15 protein-coding genes are annotated in these 17,277 nt (G+C 70.1%); 8 read left to right on the top strand and 7 right to left on the bottom strand.

Going from position 1 to position 17,277, the window contains the following annotated elements:
- Nucleotides 1-12 precede the first annotated feature (12 nt).
- Genes ACFXQA_RS07330 through ACFXQA_RS07345 form a run of 4 tightly spaced genes read right to left on the bottom strand, consistent with a single transcriptional unit; the run spans nt 13 to nt 4,227 of the window.
- A complete protein-coding gene (locus ACFXQA_RS07330; protein WP_394519166.1) occupies nt 13-993 on the bottom strand; it encodes an AAA family ATPase in 981 nt (326 codons plus the stop codon).
- Complete coding sequence (locus ACFXQA_RS07335; protein ID WP_394519167.1) at nt 990-2,192, bottom strand: DUF4350 domain-containing protein; 1,203 nt, start codon at nt 2,190-2,192, stop codon at nt 990-992. Before ACFXQA_RS07335 ends, ACFXQA_RS07330 begins: the two co-directional genes overlap by 4 nt.
- On the bottom strand, nt 2,189-2,875 hold the full coding sequence (locus ACFXQA_RS07340; RefSeq protein WP_394519168.1) for a DUF4129 domain-containing protein: 687 nt from the start codon (nt 2,873-2,875) through the stop codon (nt 2,189-2,191). The genes ACFXQA_RS07335 and ACFXQA_RS07340 overlap by 4 nt, the downstream gene beginning before the upstream one ends.
- Nucleotides 2,872-4,227 (bottom strand): glycerophosphoryl diester phosphodiesterase membrane domain-containing protein, encoded by a 1,356-nt coding sequence (locus ACFXQA_RS07345; protein WP_394519169.1) that lies wholly within the window; start codon nt 4,225-4,227, stop codon nt 2,872-2,874. Before ACFXQA_RS07345 ends, ACFXQA_RS07340 begins: the two co-directional genes overlap by 4 nt.
- Before the next feature lie 162 nt (nt 4,228-4,389).
- On the opposite strand from ACFXQA_RS07345, the gene mtrA reads away from it, so the two are divergent.
- The 5 genes from mtrA to hpf all read left to right on the top strand — a co-directional run bounded on the left by mtrA (nt 4,390) and on the right by hpf (nt 9,985).
- Nucleotides 4,390-5,070 (top strand): MtrAB system response regulator MtrA, encoded by a 681-nt coding sequence (gene mtrA, locus ACFXQA_RS07350; RefSeq protein ID WP_394519170.1) that lies wholly within the window; start codon nt 4,390-4,392, stop codon nt 5,068-5,070.
- A 7-nt stretch (nt 5,071-5,077) separates the two neighbouring features.
- A complete protein-coding gene (mtrB, locus tag ACFXQA_RS07355) occupies nt 5,078-6,745 on the top strand; it encodes an MtrAB system histidine kinase MtrB (RefSeq protein ID WP_394519171.1) in 1,668 nt (555 codons plus the stop codon).
- A complete protein-coding gene (locus ACFXQA_RS07360; protein ID WP_394519172.1) occupies nt 6,742-8,448 on the top strand; it encodes an LpqB family beta-propeller domain-containing protein in 1,707 nt (568 codons plus the stop codon). The genes mtrB and ACFXQA_RS07360 overlap by 4 nt, the downstream gene beginning before the upstream one ends.
- A gap of 87 nt (nt 8,449-8,535) precedes the next feature.
- Nucleotides 8,536-9,192: a ComF family protein gene (locus tag ACFXQA_RS07365; protein WP_394519173.1), complete on the top strand. Its 657-nt coding sequence runs from the start codon at nt 8,536-8,538 to the stop codon at nt 9,190-9,192.
- Between the two features lie 130 nt (nt 9,193-9,322).
- A complete protein-coding gene (hpf, locus tag ACFXQA_RS07370; protein ID WP_394519174.1) occupies nt 9,323-9,985 on the top strand; it encodes a ribosome hibernation-promoting factor, HPF/YfiA family in 663 nt (220 codons plus the stop codon).
- A 118-nt stretch (nt 9,986-10,103) separates the two neighbouring features.
- On the opposite strand, the gene ACFXQA_RS07375 is transcribed toward hpf, so the two are convergent.
- The gene (locus ACFXQA_RS07375; RefSeq protein WP_394519175.1) at nt 10,104-11,420 is read right to left on the bottom strand and encodes a hypothetical protein; all 1,317 of its coding nucleotides are present in this window, start codon (nt 11,418-11,420) and stop codon (nt 10,104-10,106) included.
- A gap of 197 nt (nt 11,421-11,617) precedes the next feature.
- Here ACFXQA_RS07375 and secA point away from each other — a divergent pair, with 197 nt between their 5' ends.
- Entirely contained in the window at nt 11,618-14,428 is a 2,811-nt protein-coding gene (secA, locus tag ACFXQA_RS07380) for a preprotein translocase subunit SecA (protein WP_394519176.1), read from the top strand.
- A gap of 67 nt (nt 14,429-14,495) precedes the next feature.
- Entirely contained in the window at nt 14,496-15,722 is a 1,227-nt protein-coding gene (locus tag ACFXQA_RS07385; protein WP_394519177.1) for a pyridoxal phosphate-dependent aminotransferase, read from the top strand.
- 21 nt (nt 15,723-15,743) lie between these two features.
- On the opposite strand, the gene ACFXQA_RS07390 is transcribed toward ACFXQA_RS07385, so the two are convergent.
- The gene (locus ACFXQA_RS07390) at nt 15,744-16,184 is read right to left on the bottom strand and encodes an Rv3235 family protein (protein WP_394519178.1); all 441 of its coding nucleotides are present in this window, start codon (nt 16,182-16,184) and stop codon (nt 15,744-15,746) included.
- A 157-nt stretch (nt 16,185-16,341) separates the two neighbouring features.
- Between ACFXQA_RS07390 and ACFXQA_RS07395 the strand changes: the two genes are divergently transcribed.
- A complete protein-coding gene (locus ACFXQA_RS07395) occupies nt 16,342-16,941 on the top strand; it encodes a hypothetical protein (protein WP_394519179.1) in 600 nt (199 codons plus the stop codon).
- On the opposite strand, the gene ACFXQA_RS07400 is transcribed toward ACFXQA_RS07395, so the two are convergent.
- Nucleotides 16,942-17,223 (bottom strand): excisionase family DNA-binding protein, encoded by a 282-nt coding sequence (locus ACFXQA_RS07400; protein ID WP_394519180.1) that lies wholly within the window; start codon nt 17,221-17,223, stop codon nt 16,942-16,944.
- Nucleotides 17,224-17,277 lie beyond the last annotated feature (54 nt).

The raw sequence follows: 17,277 nt of genomic DNA on the forward strand, positions 1-17,277 counted from the left end.
GAGGGGCCCGCGTCAGATGGGAACGCGGGTCTGCTGCACGACCGACGCGAGGATCGCATCGACCGACACGCCCTCGATCTCGGCCTCGGGCCGCAGGCGGATGCGGTGGCGCCAGGTGGGAACGAGCATCGTCTGCACGTGGTCGGGAGTGATGGCGGGGTAGCCGCCGAGCCACGCCCATGCTTTGGCCGTGGCGAGGAGCCCCGTCGACGCGCGAGGGCTGACGCCGAGCTCGACCGACGGGCTGTCGCGGGTCGCACGAGCGAGATCGACGACGTAGGCGAGCACGTCGTCGGCGACGGCCACCGATGCGGCGGCGTGGCGCGCGGCCAGGATCTCGGCCGGCGTGATCGCGGGCTGCACGCCGGCCTCGCCGAGCTCCCGCGGATCGAAGCCGCCCGCGTGCCGTCGGAGGATCGCGACCTCGGCATCGCGGTCGGGCACGCTGACGAGCAGCTTGAGCAAGAATCGGTCGAGCTGAGCCTCGGGCAGCGTGTAGGTGCCCTCGTGTTCGACGGGGTTCTGCGTGGCTGCCACCAGGAACGGTTCGGGAAGCGGGCGGGTGACCCCATCGGTCGAGACCTGACGCTCTTCCATGGCCTCGAGGAGCGCGGCCTGCGTCTTGGGCGGTGTGCGGTTGATCTCATCGGCGAGCACGACGTTCGTGAACACCGGCCCGGCCCGGAACTCGAACTCGCCCGCGCGGGCGTCGTAGACGAGCGACCCCGAGACGTCACCGGGCATCAGGTCGGGCGTGAACTGGATGCGCTTGGTGTCGAGACCGAGCGCTCGGCTGAACGAGCGCACGAGCAGCGTCTTGGCCACGCCCGGCACGCCTTCGAGCAGCACATGGCCCCCGGCGAGGAGGGCGATGAGGAGCCCGGTGACGGTGCCGTCTTGACCCACGACGGCCTTGCCCACCTCGAGTCGAACGCGGTGCATGCCCTCGCGGAGCGCGGCGTGGTCTGATCCCACGGCCTCGGTGTCGGTCATGGGGTCGTCCTTTCGGGTCGGGCGGCGGCGCGCACGCTCGCTTCGAGTGCGCGGAGTCGGGTGGTGAGCTCGACGAGCTCGTGATCGGTCAGGGGGGTGTCGTCGATCAGGATGCTGCGCACCGCCCCCCGGTCCGCGCCCAGTCGCGCGGCGGCGGCATCGGCGATCTCGACGGGTGCGGCGCGCGCGGTCAGGCCGAGCGCCCGCGCGATGCGCCCCAGCGCGCCGAGGCGCAGCTGGTCCAGCGCGTGCCCGGGGTCGTTGGACCGGGCATAGAGGCGGGCTCGGCCGGTGGTCGTCTCGGACGCGCGAACGGTCACGGGCAGGTTCTCGACGACGAGGGGGCCGAAGCGGCGGCCGCGCCAGACCGCGGCGGCGATCGCCGACAGCAGCAGCAGAACCATGACCGGGCTGACCCATCCGGGCGTCAGCTCACCGAGGGTGGGAGCGGCGTCGGTCATGTCGGAGTCGGCGAGCGACGGCACGTACCAGACGACGGTCGGGCGGGAGCCGACCACGGCCAGAGCCAGAGCGGCGTTCCCCGATTCGGCGAGCACGTCGTTGGCGAACATGGCGCGCCCGTCAAGCGCGGTGACGGCCCCGTCGGCCGTATCGCCGGTGACGAGCGCGAATCCGTCGTCGACGGGGTAGCACCCCGTGAGACCGTCGCCCGCGGTGGCGAGTGAGCCGCCCACGACCCCTCCGGCGCGTTCGGCGGCGGGAAGGGCGCACGCGGGGGCGAGTTCTTCGGTGCCGGCTGACCCCGCGGGTTGTGCCCCGGGGAGGAGGAGTCGCAGCGTGCGTGTACGGGGCTCGATGAGCACCACGTCGTCGGCTGCGGAAGCGAGTTCGGCGATCGCGTCGTCGGACAGGGCGGGGGCGTCGGGCAGCACCAGCGTGGCGTCGCCCTCGAGCGCGGCCAGGGCGGCCCCCCGGTCGCGCGCCACCCGCACGTCGATGCCCTGCTCGGTGAGGATGCGCGCCAGCGCCCTGGTGCCCCCGGGACCGGCCGACTCGGGGTCGAGCGCGTCGCGTTCGGCCCATCCGTTCCCCGCGATGACGGTTCCGACGAGGCCCACCACGATGATCACCGCGGCGACGGCAGCCCACCCGAGCAGCCCCCGGCGCCGGCGCACTCGGGCGCGGGGCACCGCCGCGGCGTCACCGCGGTCGGGCAGGGTCTCGGGTGCCAGGCTCATGCCAGCTCCGCCAGGGCGGGTCGCGCGCGAACGAGGTCGTCGTCGAGCGCGGCGATCGAGCGGTAGACGCCTTCGGAGCCGGGTCGTCGGAGGTATCGCACGTCATCGAACGCCGCGGCAGCAGCATCCATTCGTGCCCCTTCCGCGGGGAATGCGCGGGCGGCCGCGCGAGCGAAGCCGTGCACCGTCGTGCCGGCCGACACCTCGACGAGTGTCCGTTCGGCGAGTCCGCGGGCGAGAGCGCGGAAGCGCAGCACGATCGCCTCGTCCCATTCGCCGGCGGATGCCGCGGCGGCGGCCTCGCGACGCAGTTCGGCCGCCGTGCGTTCGTCGGCATCGCCGAAGAGATCCGTCGCCGTGTCGCGGCTCCGCGCCACTCGCCGCGGTCGCCCCCAGATCAGCAGGCCCGCGACGATCAGCACCGCGACCACGGCCGCCGCGATGATCGCGAAGGCGGGCCCGAGGGTGTCGGGCAGCTCGGCCGAGAAGAGGTTCTCGAAGAACTCGCTCACCGCCCGCGCTATCCGGTCGAGCAGGGTGGGTTCGGCAGCGGCGTAGCGGGGGTCGGCGAGCTCTCGCTCCGCCCACTCGCGCGCTTCGTCGCGGTCGGGGGAGAGGGGCGCTGCGCCGCCGAAGATCGCTCCCGTCGAGATCACTGCGGTGAGCGCGGAGCCCGGCGTCACGAGCCGTCGCCGGGTGCTGCCCACCGGGTGGGAGCCGCGTCGGCGGGCGGTGCCGGGGCGGGCGCTGACGGCGTGTGCGCCGCGGCGGGGTCGGTCTGCGCCGGGGCGGTCTGCGCGGGGTTCTCCGCTGCGGCGTTCGGCACGCCCTGCGGTGCCGCGCCCTGCGGCTGCGGCTGTGGCTGCGGCTGCGGCGGGTACGGCGCCGGGAAGCCTCCCGCCGGTGGGTAGCCCGGTGCGGGGTACGCGGGTGCTCCGTAGCCCGGCGCTGCGTAGCCGGGCGCGGGGTAGCCGTACTGCGGCGGGCGCGGGCCCACGACTCGTCCGACGTTCTCGCGGAACGGATCGGCGAGGTCGGTCGCTCCCGCATCCCTGCGTTCGACGTAGGCCCGCAGGTCGAGATCGAGACCTTCGTGGCGCATGCGGCAGTCGACGTAGATGAGCGCCGTGGCGGTCGACTGCACGATGACCGCGACGCACTGCACGAGAAGGGTGGCGGCCTGCGTCAGCAGGGTCGAGACGATGAAGCCGACGATCGCTCCCGGCTCGGGCTCGCCCGTGGGGGATATGACGGTGGTGAACCCGGTCGAGACCAGCGACAACGGGATGCTGACGACCTGAGCGATCGCGCTGAACGTGACCGAGACGATGACCAGAACGCCGAGGGTCGACCAGAACCGGTCACGGGTCAGTCGCCACGACCGCGGCACCGCGTCGCGGATGCGGGCGTGCTCGAGGATGATCACCGCGGGGACGAGCAGCAGCTTGGTGGTCAGCCACAGCGAGAGCGGGATGGCCCCGAGCACCGCGAGAATGCCGAGGACGATCGCGAGCGGCAGCGCGGCGAGCCCGACGGCGAACAAGAGCGCACCCACGACCGCGATGACGAGCAGCGTGGCGAACGCCAGCAGGAACGAGTAGCCGACCAGGCGCCACGCGACCGGCTTCACCCGTCGCCAGACCTCGCCGAGCGTGGGTTTCTCGGCGATGACGGCGGAGGCGACCTCGCTGACGACGACTCCCTGCACGATCACGCCGAGGGCCTGGGAGCCGAGACCGAAGACGAAGGCCGTGATGCCGGTGGCAGCGATCGATCCGGCCAGGACGGCGTCGAAGTCGTCAGTGCCGGGCTGCAACGTCTCCAGTCGCGAGAACGACGCGAGCGCGACGCCGCCGATCGCGGCGAGCAGAACCAGGTAGCCGACCACTTGCACGCAGAGGGCGAAGCCCAGCAGAACCTTGGGGTTCTGGCGCAGGGCCACGAACGATCTTCCGAGGATGGTGCCGAACCCGAGCGGATGCAGGGGGACTATTCCGGGTCGGGATGCGGGGGTCCAGGCGGGATACGCGGTCACGGTGGGCGCCTCCTCGTGCTGCGGCTTCGCCCCTATCGTGTCATACGCCGCGCGTGAGGTACGGCGCCCCCGACGAAGGGTCGACTACTCTGGGGGAAGCGCACGGGGAGGCTGTTGCGCGGGCCCATGGCGCCTGGGCCGGACGCGGAAGGCGAAGCGCATATGACATCACGGATCCTGGTGGTCGACGACGACACCGCACTCGCCGAGATGATCGGCATCGTGCTGAGCACCGAAGGATTCGAGACGGCGTTCTGCGCCGATGGCGCGCAGGCCGTCGATGCCTGGCGGCGGGAGCGACCCGACCTCATTCTTCTCGACCTCATGCTCCCCGGTATGGACGGCATCGAGATCTGCACCCGCGTGCGCGCCGAGTCGGGCGTGCCCATCATCATGCTGACCGCCCGCACCGACACCGCCGATGTCGTCAAAGGCCTCGAGTCGGGCGCGGACGACTACATCATGAAGCCGTTCAACCCGAAGGAGCTCGTCGCCCGCATCCGCACGCGCTTGCGTCCGGGGGCCCAGACGAGCGGCGAGACGCTGCGCATCGGAGACCTCACGGTCGACGTGGCAGCCCACGAAGTGCGCCGCGGCGACGCGGCCATCGGGCTGACGCCCCTCGAATTCGAGCTGCTCGTCGCGCTGGCGTCGAAACCGCAGCAGGTGTTCTCGCGCGAGATGCTGCTCGAGCAGGTGTGGGGCTACCACTACAAGGCCGACACCCGCCTGGTGAACGTGCACGTGCAGCGCCTGCGCGCGAAGGTCGAGACCGATCCCGACAACCCTCGCATCGTCACCACCGTGCGCGGTGTCGGCTACCGCGCCGGGGCGGTTGCGTGAGGCACTGATGTCGGTCTCGAGCGCCACTACGCCGGTCCGGGTGATCCGGGACTGGCGGTCGTGGCCGACGCGGTTGACCTCGCTGTGGCGCCGGTCGCTGCGATTTCGCACCGTCCTCCTCACGGTCGGTCTGACGGCCGTGGCGATCCTCGTCGCGTGCGTCGGCATGGCGCTCGCGATCCAGAACGACCTGTTCCAGTCGCGCCTGGCACAGGTGCTCGACAGCTCGCAGAACGCGAAGATGTCGGCGCAGAAGACGCTCGAATCGACCGTCGACGCCGGTGAGAACGCGATCAACCGGCAGAACCTGATCACCAGCATCCAGCAGCCGCTTCTGCAGCAGGCATCGAGCGACGTGTTCGCCTTCTACCGGATCGGCACCGACATCTCGCCTCTCGCCCCGCAGGGGCGCACCTCGCAGGGGTTCGACGAAAGCATCCTGTCACCGGGGCTTCGTGCCCAGGTGCAGTCGGGCGACAGCGGTTCGCAGTGGTGGCAGTCGGTCGAACTGCCCACCGACGGCGGCGGCACCGTGCCGGGCATCGTCGTCGGCCAGCAGCTCGAGATCCCCGACGCGGGTCCGTACGAGCTCTACCTCGCCTACGACCTGGCGAGCCCCGCGCAGACCCTCTCGTTCGTACAGGCCGTCCTTTGGCTCGTCGGGATCGTGCTGCTCGTGCTCATCGGCGGAATCGCCTGGTACGTCCTGCGTTCGGTGACGACCCCCATCGGCGAAGCGGCCGACACGAGCGCGAAGCTCGCGGCCGGTGAACTGGGGGTGCGCCTGGCGGTGCGCGGCGACGACGAGCTGGCCACCCTCGGCCGCTCGTTCAACGCGATGGCCGACAGCATCGAGTCGCAGATCAAAGAGCTCGCCGACCTCTCGCTCGTGCAGCAGCGATTCGTCTCCGACGTCTCGCACGAGCTTCGGACGCCGCTGACGACGATCCGCCTCGCCTCCGACATGCTCAACGACCGTCGAGACGACTTCGATCCGGCCACGGCGCGCGCCGCCGAGCTGCTCCACGCGCAGGTGCAACGGTTCGAGATCCTGCTGACCGACCTGCTCGAGATCAGCCGCTACGACGCGGGCTCCGTCCAGCTCGAACTCGAGCCGACGAGCCTTGCGCACCTGGCCGAAGACGTCATCGCCTCGATGTCGCAACTCGCGCTGCAGCACGGCTCCGACGTGCGTCTCGTCGCACCCGGCGGATACTCGCCCGTCGACATGGATCCGCGACGCATCCGTCGTATCGTGCGCAACCTGCTCGGCAACGCGATCGAGCACGGGGAGGGGCGACCGATCGTCATCACGGTCGACAGCGACCAGCGCACCGTCGCCCTGGGCGTGCTCGATTACGGCATGGGGATGCTTCCCGCCGCCGTCGAGCGCGTTTTCGACAGGTTCTGGCGCGCCGACCCCTCGCGCAAGCGCACCATCGGGGGCACCGGCCTCGGCCTGTCGATCGCCCTGGGCGATGCCCGTCTGCACGGCGGCACCCTCGCCGTCTGGTCGGAGCTCGGCCGGGGATCGCATTTCGTCCTCACCCTGCCGCGCGACGGATCCCGCGTCGAAGGGTCGCCGATTCCGCTCGCACCCCGCGACGACGAGGGTGCGCCGTTCGATGCCCTTGGTCTCACCCAACCGATCGACGTCGCGGGCGGTGTCTCGTGAAGCGCGCGGCGACCGCTGTGCTGGCGGGGATGCTGCTGTTCCTGACCGCCTGCACGGGTCTCCCGACGTCCGGGCCGGTGAACGCGGGCAACCTGCCGAAAGACGCGGATGACACGCAGACCTTCGATCTCGTTCCCGATCCGCCGCAGGCGGGCGCCTCGCCCGAGCAGATCGTCGACGGCTTCTTGCGCGCCGGCGTCGGCGCCCAAGACGACTGGCAGACGGCCCGGGAGTATCTGACCCCCGAGTACGCACCCGAATGGCAGCCCCTGGCGAGCGTGACGATCGACCGGCTCAGCGAACGGTCGGCGGCCCCCGCCTCGCCCGCGCCGAGCCCCTCGCCGACGACGGAGGCCTCGTCGATCGAGATCACGCAGCGCGTCACGGCCGAGGCCTACGTCTCGCCCGCCGGGGAGTACGTCCCGGCCTACGGGGCGCCCGTCTCGCTGCCTTTCCGTCTTGTCCAGCGCGACGGGGAGTGGCGCATCGATCTCGCCCCCGACGGCATCGTGCTCTATCAAGAGGTCTTCCCCAGCGTCTTCCGCTCGGCGTCGGTGATGTACTTCGACAAGACGTGGACCTACCTCGTGCCCGACGTGCGGTGGTTCCCCGGCAACCTGATCGCGGCGCGTGTCGCGCAGGCACTCGTCGACGGCCCCCCGAGCCAGTGGCTCGACCCGGCGGTCGCCACCGCTTTCCCCGACGACGTGACCCTGGCCAGCAGTGCGGTGCCCCTGATCGACGGCGGCACCACCGCGCAGGTCGAGCTCAGTACGGCCGCCTTCTCGCTGGACGAGCGCACCCTGAATCGCATGCAGACCCAGCTCGAGCAGTCTCTGGCCTCGGTCGGCGTCGCCGAGGCGCAGATGACGGTCGGCACGACGCCTCTCGGCGCCGAGGCGGTGCCCTTCCGTTCCACGCGTGTCAAGTCGGACCCGCTCGTCGAGATCGCGGGCGACGGCTTCGGATTCCTCGTCGCCGATTCGATCGAGACCATTCCCGGCCTGTCCCGTGCGGTGGAGGAGATCGACGCCGCATCGGTCGAGGTCACGGCGGATCATCGGAGCGCGGCGGTGCTCAACGGGAGCGGCGCCGTGCTGCGGGCCTACGCCGACGAGACGTTCGAGGTTCTGGACGGCAGCACGCCCGACCTCGTCGCCCCGTCGATCGACACGCAGGCGACGGTGTGGTCGGCGTCGCGCAGCGACCCCGATGCTTTCGCCGTCTACCCGCTCGAGGGTGATCCCGCCGTGATCACCGCGTTGTGGCCGAGCGTCTCGCAGCTGTACGCCTTCCAGCTCTCGCGCGACGGAACCCGCCTCGCCGCACTCGTGCGGGCGAACGACCGCACCGAGGTGTGGGTGGCCGCGGTGAGCCGCGACGGCGGAACGCCGGTGGCCGTCGGCGAGCCGCTGGTGCTCGCGACCACCCCGTCGGAGGGAGTCGATCTCGCCTGGCTCGACGACGGCAATCTCGGAGTGCTCCTGAATTCGGCGCAGGGGTCGACCGTTCTGCTGCAACCGGTCGGCGGCCGCGGAACGCTGCTCGCCGTCAGCTCGGGGGCTGTCGACATCGCGGGAGGAAACTCCACCGTGCGCCTGCGGACCAGCGAAGGGGCGCTCCTCATCCAGCGAGGAGCGAACTGGGAAGAAGGAGCGGCCGACATCGCGGTGCTGGGCGTGCAGCAGGGACTGCCCGAGTAACCCTCCCCAGGCGGGTGCGCGACAGCATCCGCTCCCAGGTTCTCTCGCTGGGCGACGCGCGTGCACGCGAAGCGGCAGCCTGGCGGCGTGGACACCGCTCCTTTGCGCCGTGCGCTTGCCGACGCGCTCACCTTCGTCTTGCCGGTCGACTGTGCGGGGTGCGGTGCCGAAGACGTGGCCCTCTGCGAGGAGTGCAGCAGGGAGCTCAGGCCGGCCCCCACGCGCCGCGATGTCGACGGGGTGCCGGTCTGGAGCGGGTTGCCGTTCACCGGGGTGCCGGCGCGGGTCATCCGCACGCTGAAAGAAGAGGGCAGGATCGCGCTGATCCGCTCGCTCGCCCCGGCGCTGTCCGTCGCGCTCGAGCGGCTCCCCGCCGGTCCCTCGCTCGTGCCGCTCCCGACATCTGCCGCGTCGATGCGTCGCCGCGGTTATCGCGTGCCCGAGCTGCTGGCTCGCCGCGCGGGGGTCGAGCCGCTCGGAGCGCTCCGGAGCGCGCGCGTCACGAGCGACCAGCGCCGTCTCGACGTCGACGAACGCCGCGCGAATGTGGCCGGGAGCCTGGTGGCCCGGGGCGTCGCGGGGCGGCGGGTCATCGTCGTCGACGACGTCGTGACGACCGGAGCGACCCTCGGCGAGGCCGTGCGGGCCTTGCGCGCGGGCGGGGCCGAGGTCGTGGGCGCCGCCACCGTGGCCGCGACACCGAAGCGCTTCGGCGCGCGGCCAGAGCGAGCCGGGCGGGGGTGAGCGGCCCCCGCGATTCGCGCGTGACAGGCGGGGGCGTCGCGACTACGGTGGGGGGGACTACAAGGCGACGGACCGTCCGCCCTTGGCACCGAAAAAGCCGTTGGGCGGACCCGGAACAAGGAGGTCACGGATGGATACCAACATCACCGGCGTAGGAGTGGGAATCACTGAACGATTCCGATCGGTCGTCGAGGAGAAGGCCTCTCGCATCGAAACCCTGGCGCCGCGCGCGCAGGGCCTCGAAGTGAAAGTGACGCACCGCGCGTACCACAACGGGCGCATGGAAGACGACACCGTCGAGCTCACGCTCGCAGACAAGGGACCGGTCGTGCGGGCCGAGGCGACCGATGGTGACAAGTTCACCGCCCTCGATCTCGCCGTCGACAAGATGGCCGAGCAGTTGCGCCGCGCGAAAGACAAGCGCGTCGATGCGCGCAACCACCCCCGCGGCGCGAAGTTCGAGAAGGGCAGCGGCTCGCTCGAGGGCATCGACATCGAGCCGGCGTCGGTCGAGTTGCTTCGCGCCGTCGCGACGGGCGAGATCCCCGTGGTCGCGGCCGCCGACGAAGAGGCCGACTACACCCCGGTCGTCATCCGCACCAAGCGGTTCGACGCGGAGTGGATGACCGTCGAAGAGGCCGTCGACCGCATGGAGCTGGTCGGCCACGACTTCTTCCTGTTCGTAGACGCCCGCAGCGACAGCCCGAGCGTCGTCTATCGCCGCAAGGGCTGGGACTACGGCGTGATCTCGCTGGCGACGCAGGCCGCCCCCGAAGCGCGCGCTGCTTCCTGACACGCGGTATCACCACCGCCGCGAACCCGTTTCGCGTGGCGAGACCCGGGCATTTCGTCAGGTTCTCGCCACGTGAAGCGGGTTTCGTCGTTGAGGGGCGAGCGAATGCTGCGCGGGTTCAGCCGTCGAACATGTCGCCGAGCAACGAACCGATGACGAGGCCGCCCAGGATTCCTCCGACCGGGCTGCCTCCGCCCATCATTCCGCCGCCGCGTCCGCCGCCTCGACCGCCGCCCCAGCCGTCGCCGCCCCAGTCGTTCGGGCGCGAGGAGTCGATGTCGCGCTGCGCGAGCTGCAGCGCCTCGGAAGCGAGAGCGGCCACGCGCCGCGCGGCGGCGATCGTGCGCTCGCGCGAATCTTCGTCGACGGGGCCGAGCGGGATTTCGGCACGCAGGCGTTCTGCCTCGGCGAAACGGGTGCGCGCGTCGGCGCCGATCCACCCGCGGTGACCCGAGATGATGCTGCGCGCGACGGTCAGCTGCCGGTCGGCGTCGTCGACGGCGTGCGTGACGTGCGTCTGCGGAATGACCGGGCGCGAGGCGCGCTCGCGCGCCGTGTCGAGGTCGGTGTTGGCCTTGCGGAGAACCGACAGCGCGCCGAACGGGTCGTCGCGGACGCCCCCCGCGGGAAGCTGGGCGAGAGCCCGCTCGAGCGCGACCATGGCCTCGCGGACGGCGGGGGTCTGCGGGCCGTTCCGGGCGTCGACGAGGTCGCCGCGGGAGTCGTCGACGACGGCGGCGAGCGTGGACTCGGCTCGCAGCGCCTCGATCTCATAGGAGTCGATCGCGTCGAGCAGTGACTCGGCGCGTCGGATCGATTCGGTCGCCGCTTCGAGAGCGACGCCCGCCTGCTCGCGCTGGCCGGCTTCGCGTCGGCGTTCCGAGACGTCGGCGGTGTGCGCGGCGAAGGTGAGCAGCTGCTCGATCTCTTCGGGGTTGCCCGAGATCTGCTGCAGTGCCGACGGGCTGTACCGCGTCGCGAGACGCTGCACCGCGTCGCGCGCCGCGGGCACACGCAGGGCGAGTCGCTCGCGGTCGGTGCGCACGCGCGCGAGGATCTCGGGAGCCCGCCGCACCTTCTCGATCGCCGACTGCAGGGCGGTCGTGCGCTCTTCGAGCAGGTCTTCGGCCCACTCCGAGAGCTGGATGATGCGAGCGTTCCTCGTCCGCAGTTCTTCCGGGGTGTCGGGGATCTCGTCGTGGTTGAGCTGGTGCAGGTGGAACGCTTCGCTCAGGTGCGTCTTGACCGACTCGACCGCGCTGCGCAGATCGGCGGTCGCGCTGTCGCCGAGCTCGGCGCTGGCGAAGTCGAGCTCGTCGGTGGTCAGGCGCACACGTTCGTCGGCCGCGACGATCGCCATCTCGGCCCGCCGCATGAGGTCGGCGTCCGCAGCGCCCTGCTCTTCGCGTTTGCGTTTTCCCCAGAAGCCGGCCATGTTCCGATCTTACGATCTCGGCGTCCCGCGAGGCCGTCTGTTCGCCCTGGGCGCGCGGTGCGGGCCGCCGTCTCGGGCGGCCCGCGCACGCGCATCCGCTTCCGGGTTCTTCGGAGGTCACGAACGGATAACATGGCACTGTATGCCTGCTCGCAGGCGGGCGCTTCGGCGCTGCACCCGACAGATGGAGATCCTCCGTGGCAAATCCTCTCGAGAAACTGCTCCGCGCCGGAGAGGGGCGCATCCTCCGCCGGCTCCAGCAGGTCGTGAAGGCGGTCAACGCACTCGAAGACGACTACGCGCAGCTCAGCGACGACGAACTGCGCGGTGAAACCGCGGAGTTGCGTACCCGTCACGAGGCCGGCGAGACCCTCGACCAGCTCATGCCCGAGGCCTTCGCCGCGATCCGCGAGGCGGCCAAGCGCACCCTCGGGCAGCGCCCCTACGACGTCCAGATCATGGGCGGCGCGGCGCTTCACCTCGGCAACATCGCCGAGATGAAGACCGGTGAGGGAAAGACCCTGACCGCCACCTTCGCGGTCTACCTGAACGCGATCGCCGGCAAGGGCGTCCACGTCATCACGGTGAATGACTACCTCGCGACCTATCAGTCCGAGCTCATGGGCCGCGTCTATCGCGCGGTGGGCATGACGACCGGCGTCATCGTCGCCGGTCAGACCCCGCAGGTGCGCCGCGAGCAGTACGCCGCGGACATCACCTATGGCACCAACAACGAGTTCGGATTCGACTATCTGCGCGACAACATGGCGTGGCGCAAAGACGATCTCGTGCAGCGCGACCACTTCTTCGCCATCGTCGATGAGGTCGACTCGATCCTCATCGACGAGGCCCGGACCCCGCTCATCATCTCGGGGCCGTCGTCGGGTGAAGCCAACCGGTGGTTCGCCGAGTTCGCCAAGATCTCGCGCACGCTCGAGCCCGGCGTCGACTACGAGGTCGACGAGAAGAAGCGCACCATCGGCGTCCTCGAACCCGGTATCGAGAAGGTCGAGGACTACCTCGGCATCGACAACCTGTACGAGTCGGCGAACACGCCGCTCATCTCGTTCCTGAACAACTCGATCAAGGCGCTCGCGCTGTTCAAGCGCGACGCCGACTACGTCGTGATGAACGACGAGGTCATGATCGTCGACGAGCACACCGGACGCATCCTTGTCGGTCGTCGCTACAACGAGGGCATCCACCAGGCGATCGAGGCGAAGGAGAACGTGCCGGTCAAGGCCGAGAACCAGACCCTCGCCACGGTCACGCTGCAGAACTACTTCCGCCTCTACGACAAGCTCGCGGGCATGACCGGTACGGCCGAGACCGAGGCCGCGGAGTTCATGTCGACCTACAAGCTCGGCGTGGTTCCGATCCCCACGAACAAGCCGATGGTCCGAAAAGACCAGTCCGACCTCGTCTACAAGAACGAGACGGCGAAGTTCGCCCAGGTCGTCGAAGACATCGCCGAGCGGCACGAGACAGGACAGCCGGTGCTCGTCGGTACGACGAGCGTCGAGAAGAGCGAGTACCTCTCCCGCCTTCTCGCGAAGAAGGGTGTCAAGCACGAGGTCCTCAACGCGAAGAACCACGCGCGCGAGGCCGAGATCGTGGCGCGCGCGGGTCGCCTCGGTGCGGTGACCGTTGCCACGAACATGGCCGGTCGAGGCACCGACATCATGCTGGGCGGCAACGCCGAGTTCCTCGCCGTGCAAGACATGAAGGGCAAGGGTCTCGACCCGGTCGAGACTCCCGAGGCCTACGAGTCGGAGTGGGATGCTGTCTACAACGGCGTCCGCGAGACGGTGGGGGTCGAGGCGGCCAAGGTCGTCGAAGCCGGCGGTCTCTACGTGCTGGGCACCGAGCGCCACGAGTCGCGCCGCATCGACAACCAGCTGCGCGGCCGATCCGGCCGTCAGGGCGACCCGGGGGAGAGCCGCTTCTACCTGTCGCTCACCGACGACCTGATGCGGTTGTTCCAGTCGGGCGCCGCCGAGGCGATCCTGTCGCGCACGAACTTCCCCGACGACGTCGCTATCGAGTCGTCGATGGTCTCGCGTGCCATCCGGAGCGCGCAGACCCAGGTCGAAGCGCGCAACGCCGAGGTGCGCAAGAACGTCCTGAAGTACGACGACGTCCTCAACCGCCAGCGCGAGGCGATCTACGCCGACCGGCGGCACATGCTGCAGGGCGACGACATCGCGGGCCGGGTCGAGCACTTCATCGAAGACGCCATCAGCACCGTCATCGACGACCACACCGGCAGCGGACACACCGAGAGCTGGGACTTCGACGCGCTCTGGACCGAGCTGAAGACGATGTACCCGGTCTCGGTCACCATCGACGAGGTCGTCGCCGAGGCGGGCAACAAGGGCCGGGTGACTTCGGCGGGTCTGAAGCGCGAGATCCTCTCCGACGCGAAGATCGCGTACCGCAACCGCGAAGAGACGCTGGGCAGCCCCGCCATGCGCGAGCTCGAGCGCCGCGTGGTGCTTCAGGTGCTCGACCGCCGCTGGCGCGACCACCTCTACGAGATGGACTACCTGAAAGACGGCATCGGCCTCCGGGCGATGGCTCAGCGCGACCCGCTCATCGAGTACCAGCGCGAGGGCTTCGAGATGTTCCAGTCGATGATGGGACAGATCAAGGAGGAGTCGGTCGGGTACCTCTTCAACCTCGAGGTCGAGGTGCGCCGCGCCGACGGCGACGAAGCGGAGGTCGAGGCCAAGGGCCTGACCGTCGCGCCCGTCGAAGGTCAGCGCCTCGAGTACTCGGCGGCGAACGACGCCGGTGAGGTCGAGGTGCGGAACGACCGCGGCCAGGTGCAGCAGGCGGCGACGAACCGCGTGCGCCAGGCAGCGGCCGCCGCGTCCGCGACCCCCGCTGCCGCCCCGGCTGCCGAGGCGCCGCGTGGCGCCTTCGGGCAGCGGACCGACAACGGTCAGGCGACGGCCGCGGCCCCGCAGAACCGTGCGGAGCGCCGGGCGACCCCGAAGAAGAAGTAGTTTCCCCCACCCGGGCCGGTCCACGCGATGAGCATTGGCCGGTCCGGGGCGGGTTTATTCTGACGGAATGACTCCGCTACGCCCTCTCGATCAGTCCTCGAAGCTGAAAGACGTCCTCTACGAGATCCGTGGATCGGCCCTCGTCGAGGCCGACCGGCTCGAGGCCGAGGGGCACCGCATCCTGAAGCTCAACACCGGCAACCCCGCGGTGTTCGGGTTCGAAGCCCCGTTCCAGATCGTGCGAGACATGATCGAGGCCGTGCCGAACTCGCACGGGTACAGCGACAGCCAGGGCATCATGTCGGCGCGCCGGGCCGTCGTCTCGCGGTACGAGCAGATGCCCGGTTTCCCGCTGTTCGACCCCGACGACGTCTACCTCGGCAACGGCGTTTCCGAGCTCATCACCATGGTGATGCAGGCACTGCTCGACGAGGGCGACGAGGTCCTGATCCCGGCCCCGGACTATCCGCTGTGGACGGCGATGACGAGCCTCGGCGGCGGTACCCCCGTCCACTACATCTGCGACGAACTCGACGGCTGGCAGCCCGACCTCGAAGACATCCGATCGAAGATCACCCCGCGCACCAAGGCGATCGTGATCATCAACCCGAACAACCCGACCGGCGCGGTGTACTCGCGCGAGGTGCTCGAGGGTATGGCCGCCATCGCGCGCGAACACTCACTGCTGCTGCTGGCGGACGAGATCTACGACCGCATCCTCTTCGACGAGGCCGAGCACATCCCGCTCGCCACGGTCGCGCCCGATCTTCTCTGCCTCACTTTCAACGGGCTGTCCAAGACCTATCGCGTCGCCGGCTACCGGTCGGGCTGGCTCGTCATCACCGGTCCGAAAGATCACGCCAAGGGCTTCATCGAGGGCATCACCCTCCTCGCCTCCACGCGTCTGTGCCCGAACGTGCCGGCGCAGTTCGCGGTGCAGGCGGCGCTGTCGGGGGTGCAGTCGATCGATGCCCTCATCGCCCCGACGGGTCGGCTGCACGAGCAGCGCGACGCGGCGTGGAAGGGCCTGGAAGCGATCCCCGGGGTGTCGTGCGTCATGCCCCAGGGCGCCCTCTATGCGTTCCCCCGGTTCGATCCCGAGGTCTACGAGATCCCCGACGATGCGAAGTTCGTGCACGACTTCCTCATCGCCGAGCACGTGCTTCTCGTGCAGGGCACCGGCTTCAACTGGCCGACGACCGACCACGTGCGCATCGTCACGCTCCCCGAAGCACGCGTGCTGACCGATGCCATCGAACGGCTCGGCAACTTCCTGGCTTCGTACCGCCCCTAGCGACGAAGCGACTGCGGCGTCTCAGAGGAGGGCCAACGACGTCGCGCGCCAACGGCGGTCCATGCCCTCGAGCCGGATCGCCACGGCGCGGGTGCGCGCGGGTCCGCCGACGATGACCACGGCTTCGACGACACCGTCGGCGGGGCGGCACTCGCGCACCGACATGATGCGGTGCGCGGGGCGGGCGGCGGGCACTCCCCGGGCACTGCGGGCGCGGGTGGCGAGATTCGCGCGGGTGACGAGGCCCCGATAGGCGTCCTCGGTCAGCCAGCGGGCGAGTTGCTCGATCTCGCGGACCCCGGCCAAGACCTCCAGAACGCCGAGCGTCAGGTTGCGCAGCAACGGCTCGGGGGCGGGCAGGTCGTGCGACGCGGTGGGCTGGGGGGCGAAGTATTCGTCCACCTCGGTGGCCCGGGCGGTGAAGGTGAATGCACGGGCTGAACCCGCAGACGTCATTGCCATCAGGGTGCCTATCTCGACAAATGTGAATGAATGTCGTGCGAAACAGGGGGGATGCTTCCCGGCCAGTGAAGCACACGGCCACCGCGCCGCACCAGGGCCGCGGACCGATGTGGATAAGTCGGCGCCCGCCGCGCGCGCCTGCTCTAACGTCGGCGCCATGCGTTGGGACCGTTTCTTCGAAGACATCGAAGACCAGCTCGAATCGGAGTGGGAGGCCGAACGTGCGGCACTCGACAGCGAAGCAGAGCGGTTGCGGCTATCGAAGCTCACCCTGCACGAGCGTCTCGCAGCCCTCGTCTCGACCGAGGCGTCGTCTGCCATCGAGCTCGCGGACGGCACGGTCCTCACCGCCCCGATCACGGCTCTCGGGGCCGACTGGCTGCTGGTTTCCCCGTGGCAGACCCGCGCGGGTGCGGCCCTCGTGCCGCTCGTCTCGATCGTGTCGGTGCGGATGCCGCACGCCGAGCTGCTGCGGACGGCACGGCCCCTCGATGCCGGCGCGAAGGCTCCGGTGTCGCGGCGTGCGACGTTCGGGTTCGCCGTGCGCGATCTCGTGAGACGGCGCGCGGGGGTCACGGTTCACCTGTCGGGCGGGCGGATGCTGTCGGGGACCATCGACCGTGCCGGTGCCGATCACCTCGACCTCGCTCTCCACGACGCGGGAGCTCCTCGTCGGCGAGCCGAGGTCACCGCCTACCGGCTCATCCCGTTCGCGTCGATCGCCTGGATCGGTGCGGACGCACCCATCCCGCTCTGATCAGTCGGGGTTCCGCACGCTCCCACGACCCCACAGCTCGGGGAAACTCGCGGCATTGGACTGTCGCCAGAGCGCCATCCGGCGCGCTTCCTCGGCCTGATCGTCGAGGTAGACGGCGACGCTGTCTTCTTCGATCCGCCAGCGAGCGGGGGTTCCGACGCGGAGTCCGCGCAGGTGACCGTCGTGGACGAGCGCGAGGACCTCGTCGACCGTCACGTCGAGCAGCTCGGCCACCTGCGACGGCGCGAGCAGACGCACGCCGGACGGGGGGACTTCTGGCATGTGTTCATTATGAGCGCCGCCACCTGAACACCCGGTGAGTCCGCGCCGTTGTGG

This window comes from Microbacterium shimangi, from assembly GCF_043556445.1.
In the GTDB taxonomy this organism is placed as follows: domain Bacteria; phylum Actinomycetota; class Actinomycetes; order Actinomycetales; family Microbacteriaceae; genus Microbacterium.

Bases quoted from the DNA above. Each gene is read 5' to 3' on its own strand.
- hpf (WP_394519174.1), top strand. From the start codon at position 9,323: ATGGATACCAACATCACCGGCGTAGGAGTGGGAATCACTGAACGATTC.
- ACFXQA_RS07400 (WP_394519180.1), bottom strand. From the start codon at position 17,223: ATGCCAGAAGTCCCCCCGTCCGGCGTGCGTCTGCTCGCGCCGTCGCAG.
- ACFXQA_RS07390 (WP_394519178.1), bottom strand. From the start codon at position 16,184: ATGGCAATGACGTCTGCGGGTTCAGCCCGTGCATTCACCTTCACCGCC.
- ACFXQA_RS07395 (WP_394519179.1), top strand. From the start codon at position 16,342: ATGCGTTGGGACCGTTTCTTCGAAGACATCGAAGACCAGCTCGAATCG.
- ACFXQA_RS07385 (WP_394519177.1), top strand. From the start codon at position 14,496: ATGACTCCGCTACGCCCTCTCGATCAGTCCTCGAAGCTGAAAGACGTC.
- mtrA (WP_394519170.1), top strand. From the start codon at position 4,390: ATGACATCACGGATCCTGGTGGTCGACGACGACACCGCACTCGCCGAG.
- ACFXQA_RS07330 (WP_394519166.1), bottom strand. From the start codon at position 993: ATGACCGACACCGAGGCCGTGGGATCAGACCACGCCGCGCTCCGCGAG.
- ACFXQA_RS07375 (WP_394519175.1), bottom strand. From the start codon at position 11,420: ATGGCCGGCTTCTGGGGAAAACGCAAACGCGAAGAGCAGGGCGCTGCG.
- ACFXQA_RS07335 (WP_394519167.1), bottom strand. From the start codon at position 2,192: ATGAGCCTGGCACCCGAGACCCTGCCCGACCGCGGTGACGCCGCGGCG.
- mtrB (WP_394519171.1), top strand. From the start codon at position 5,078: ATGTCGGTCTCGAGCGCCACTACGCCGGTCCGGGTGATCCGGGACTGG.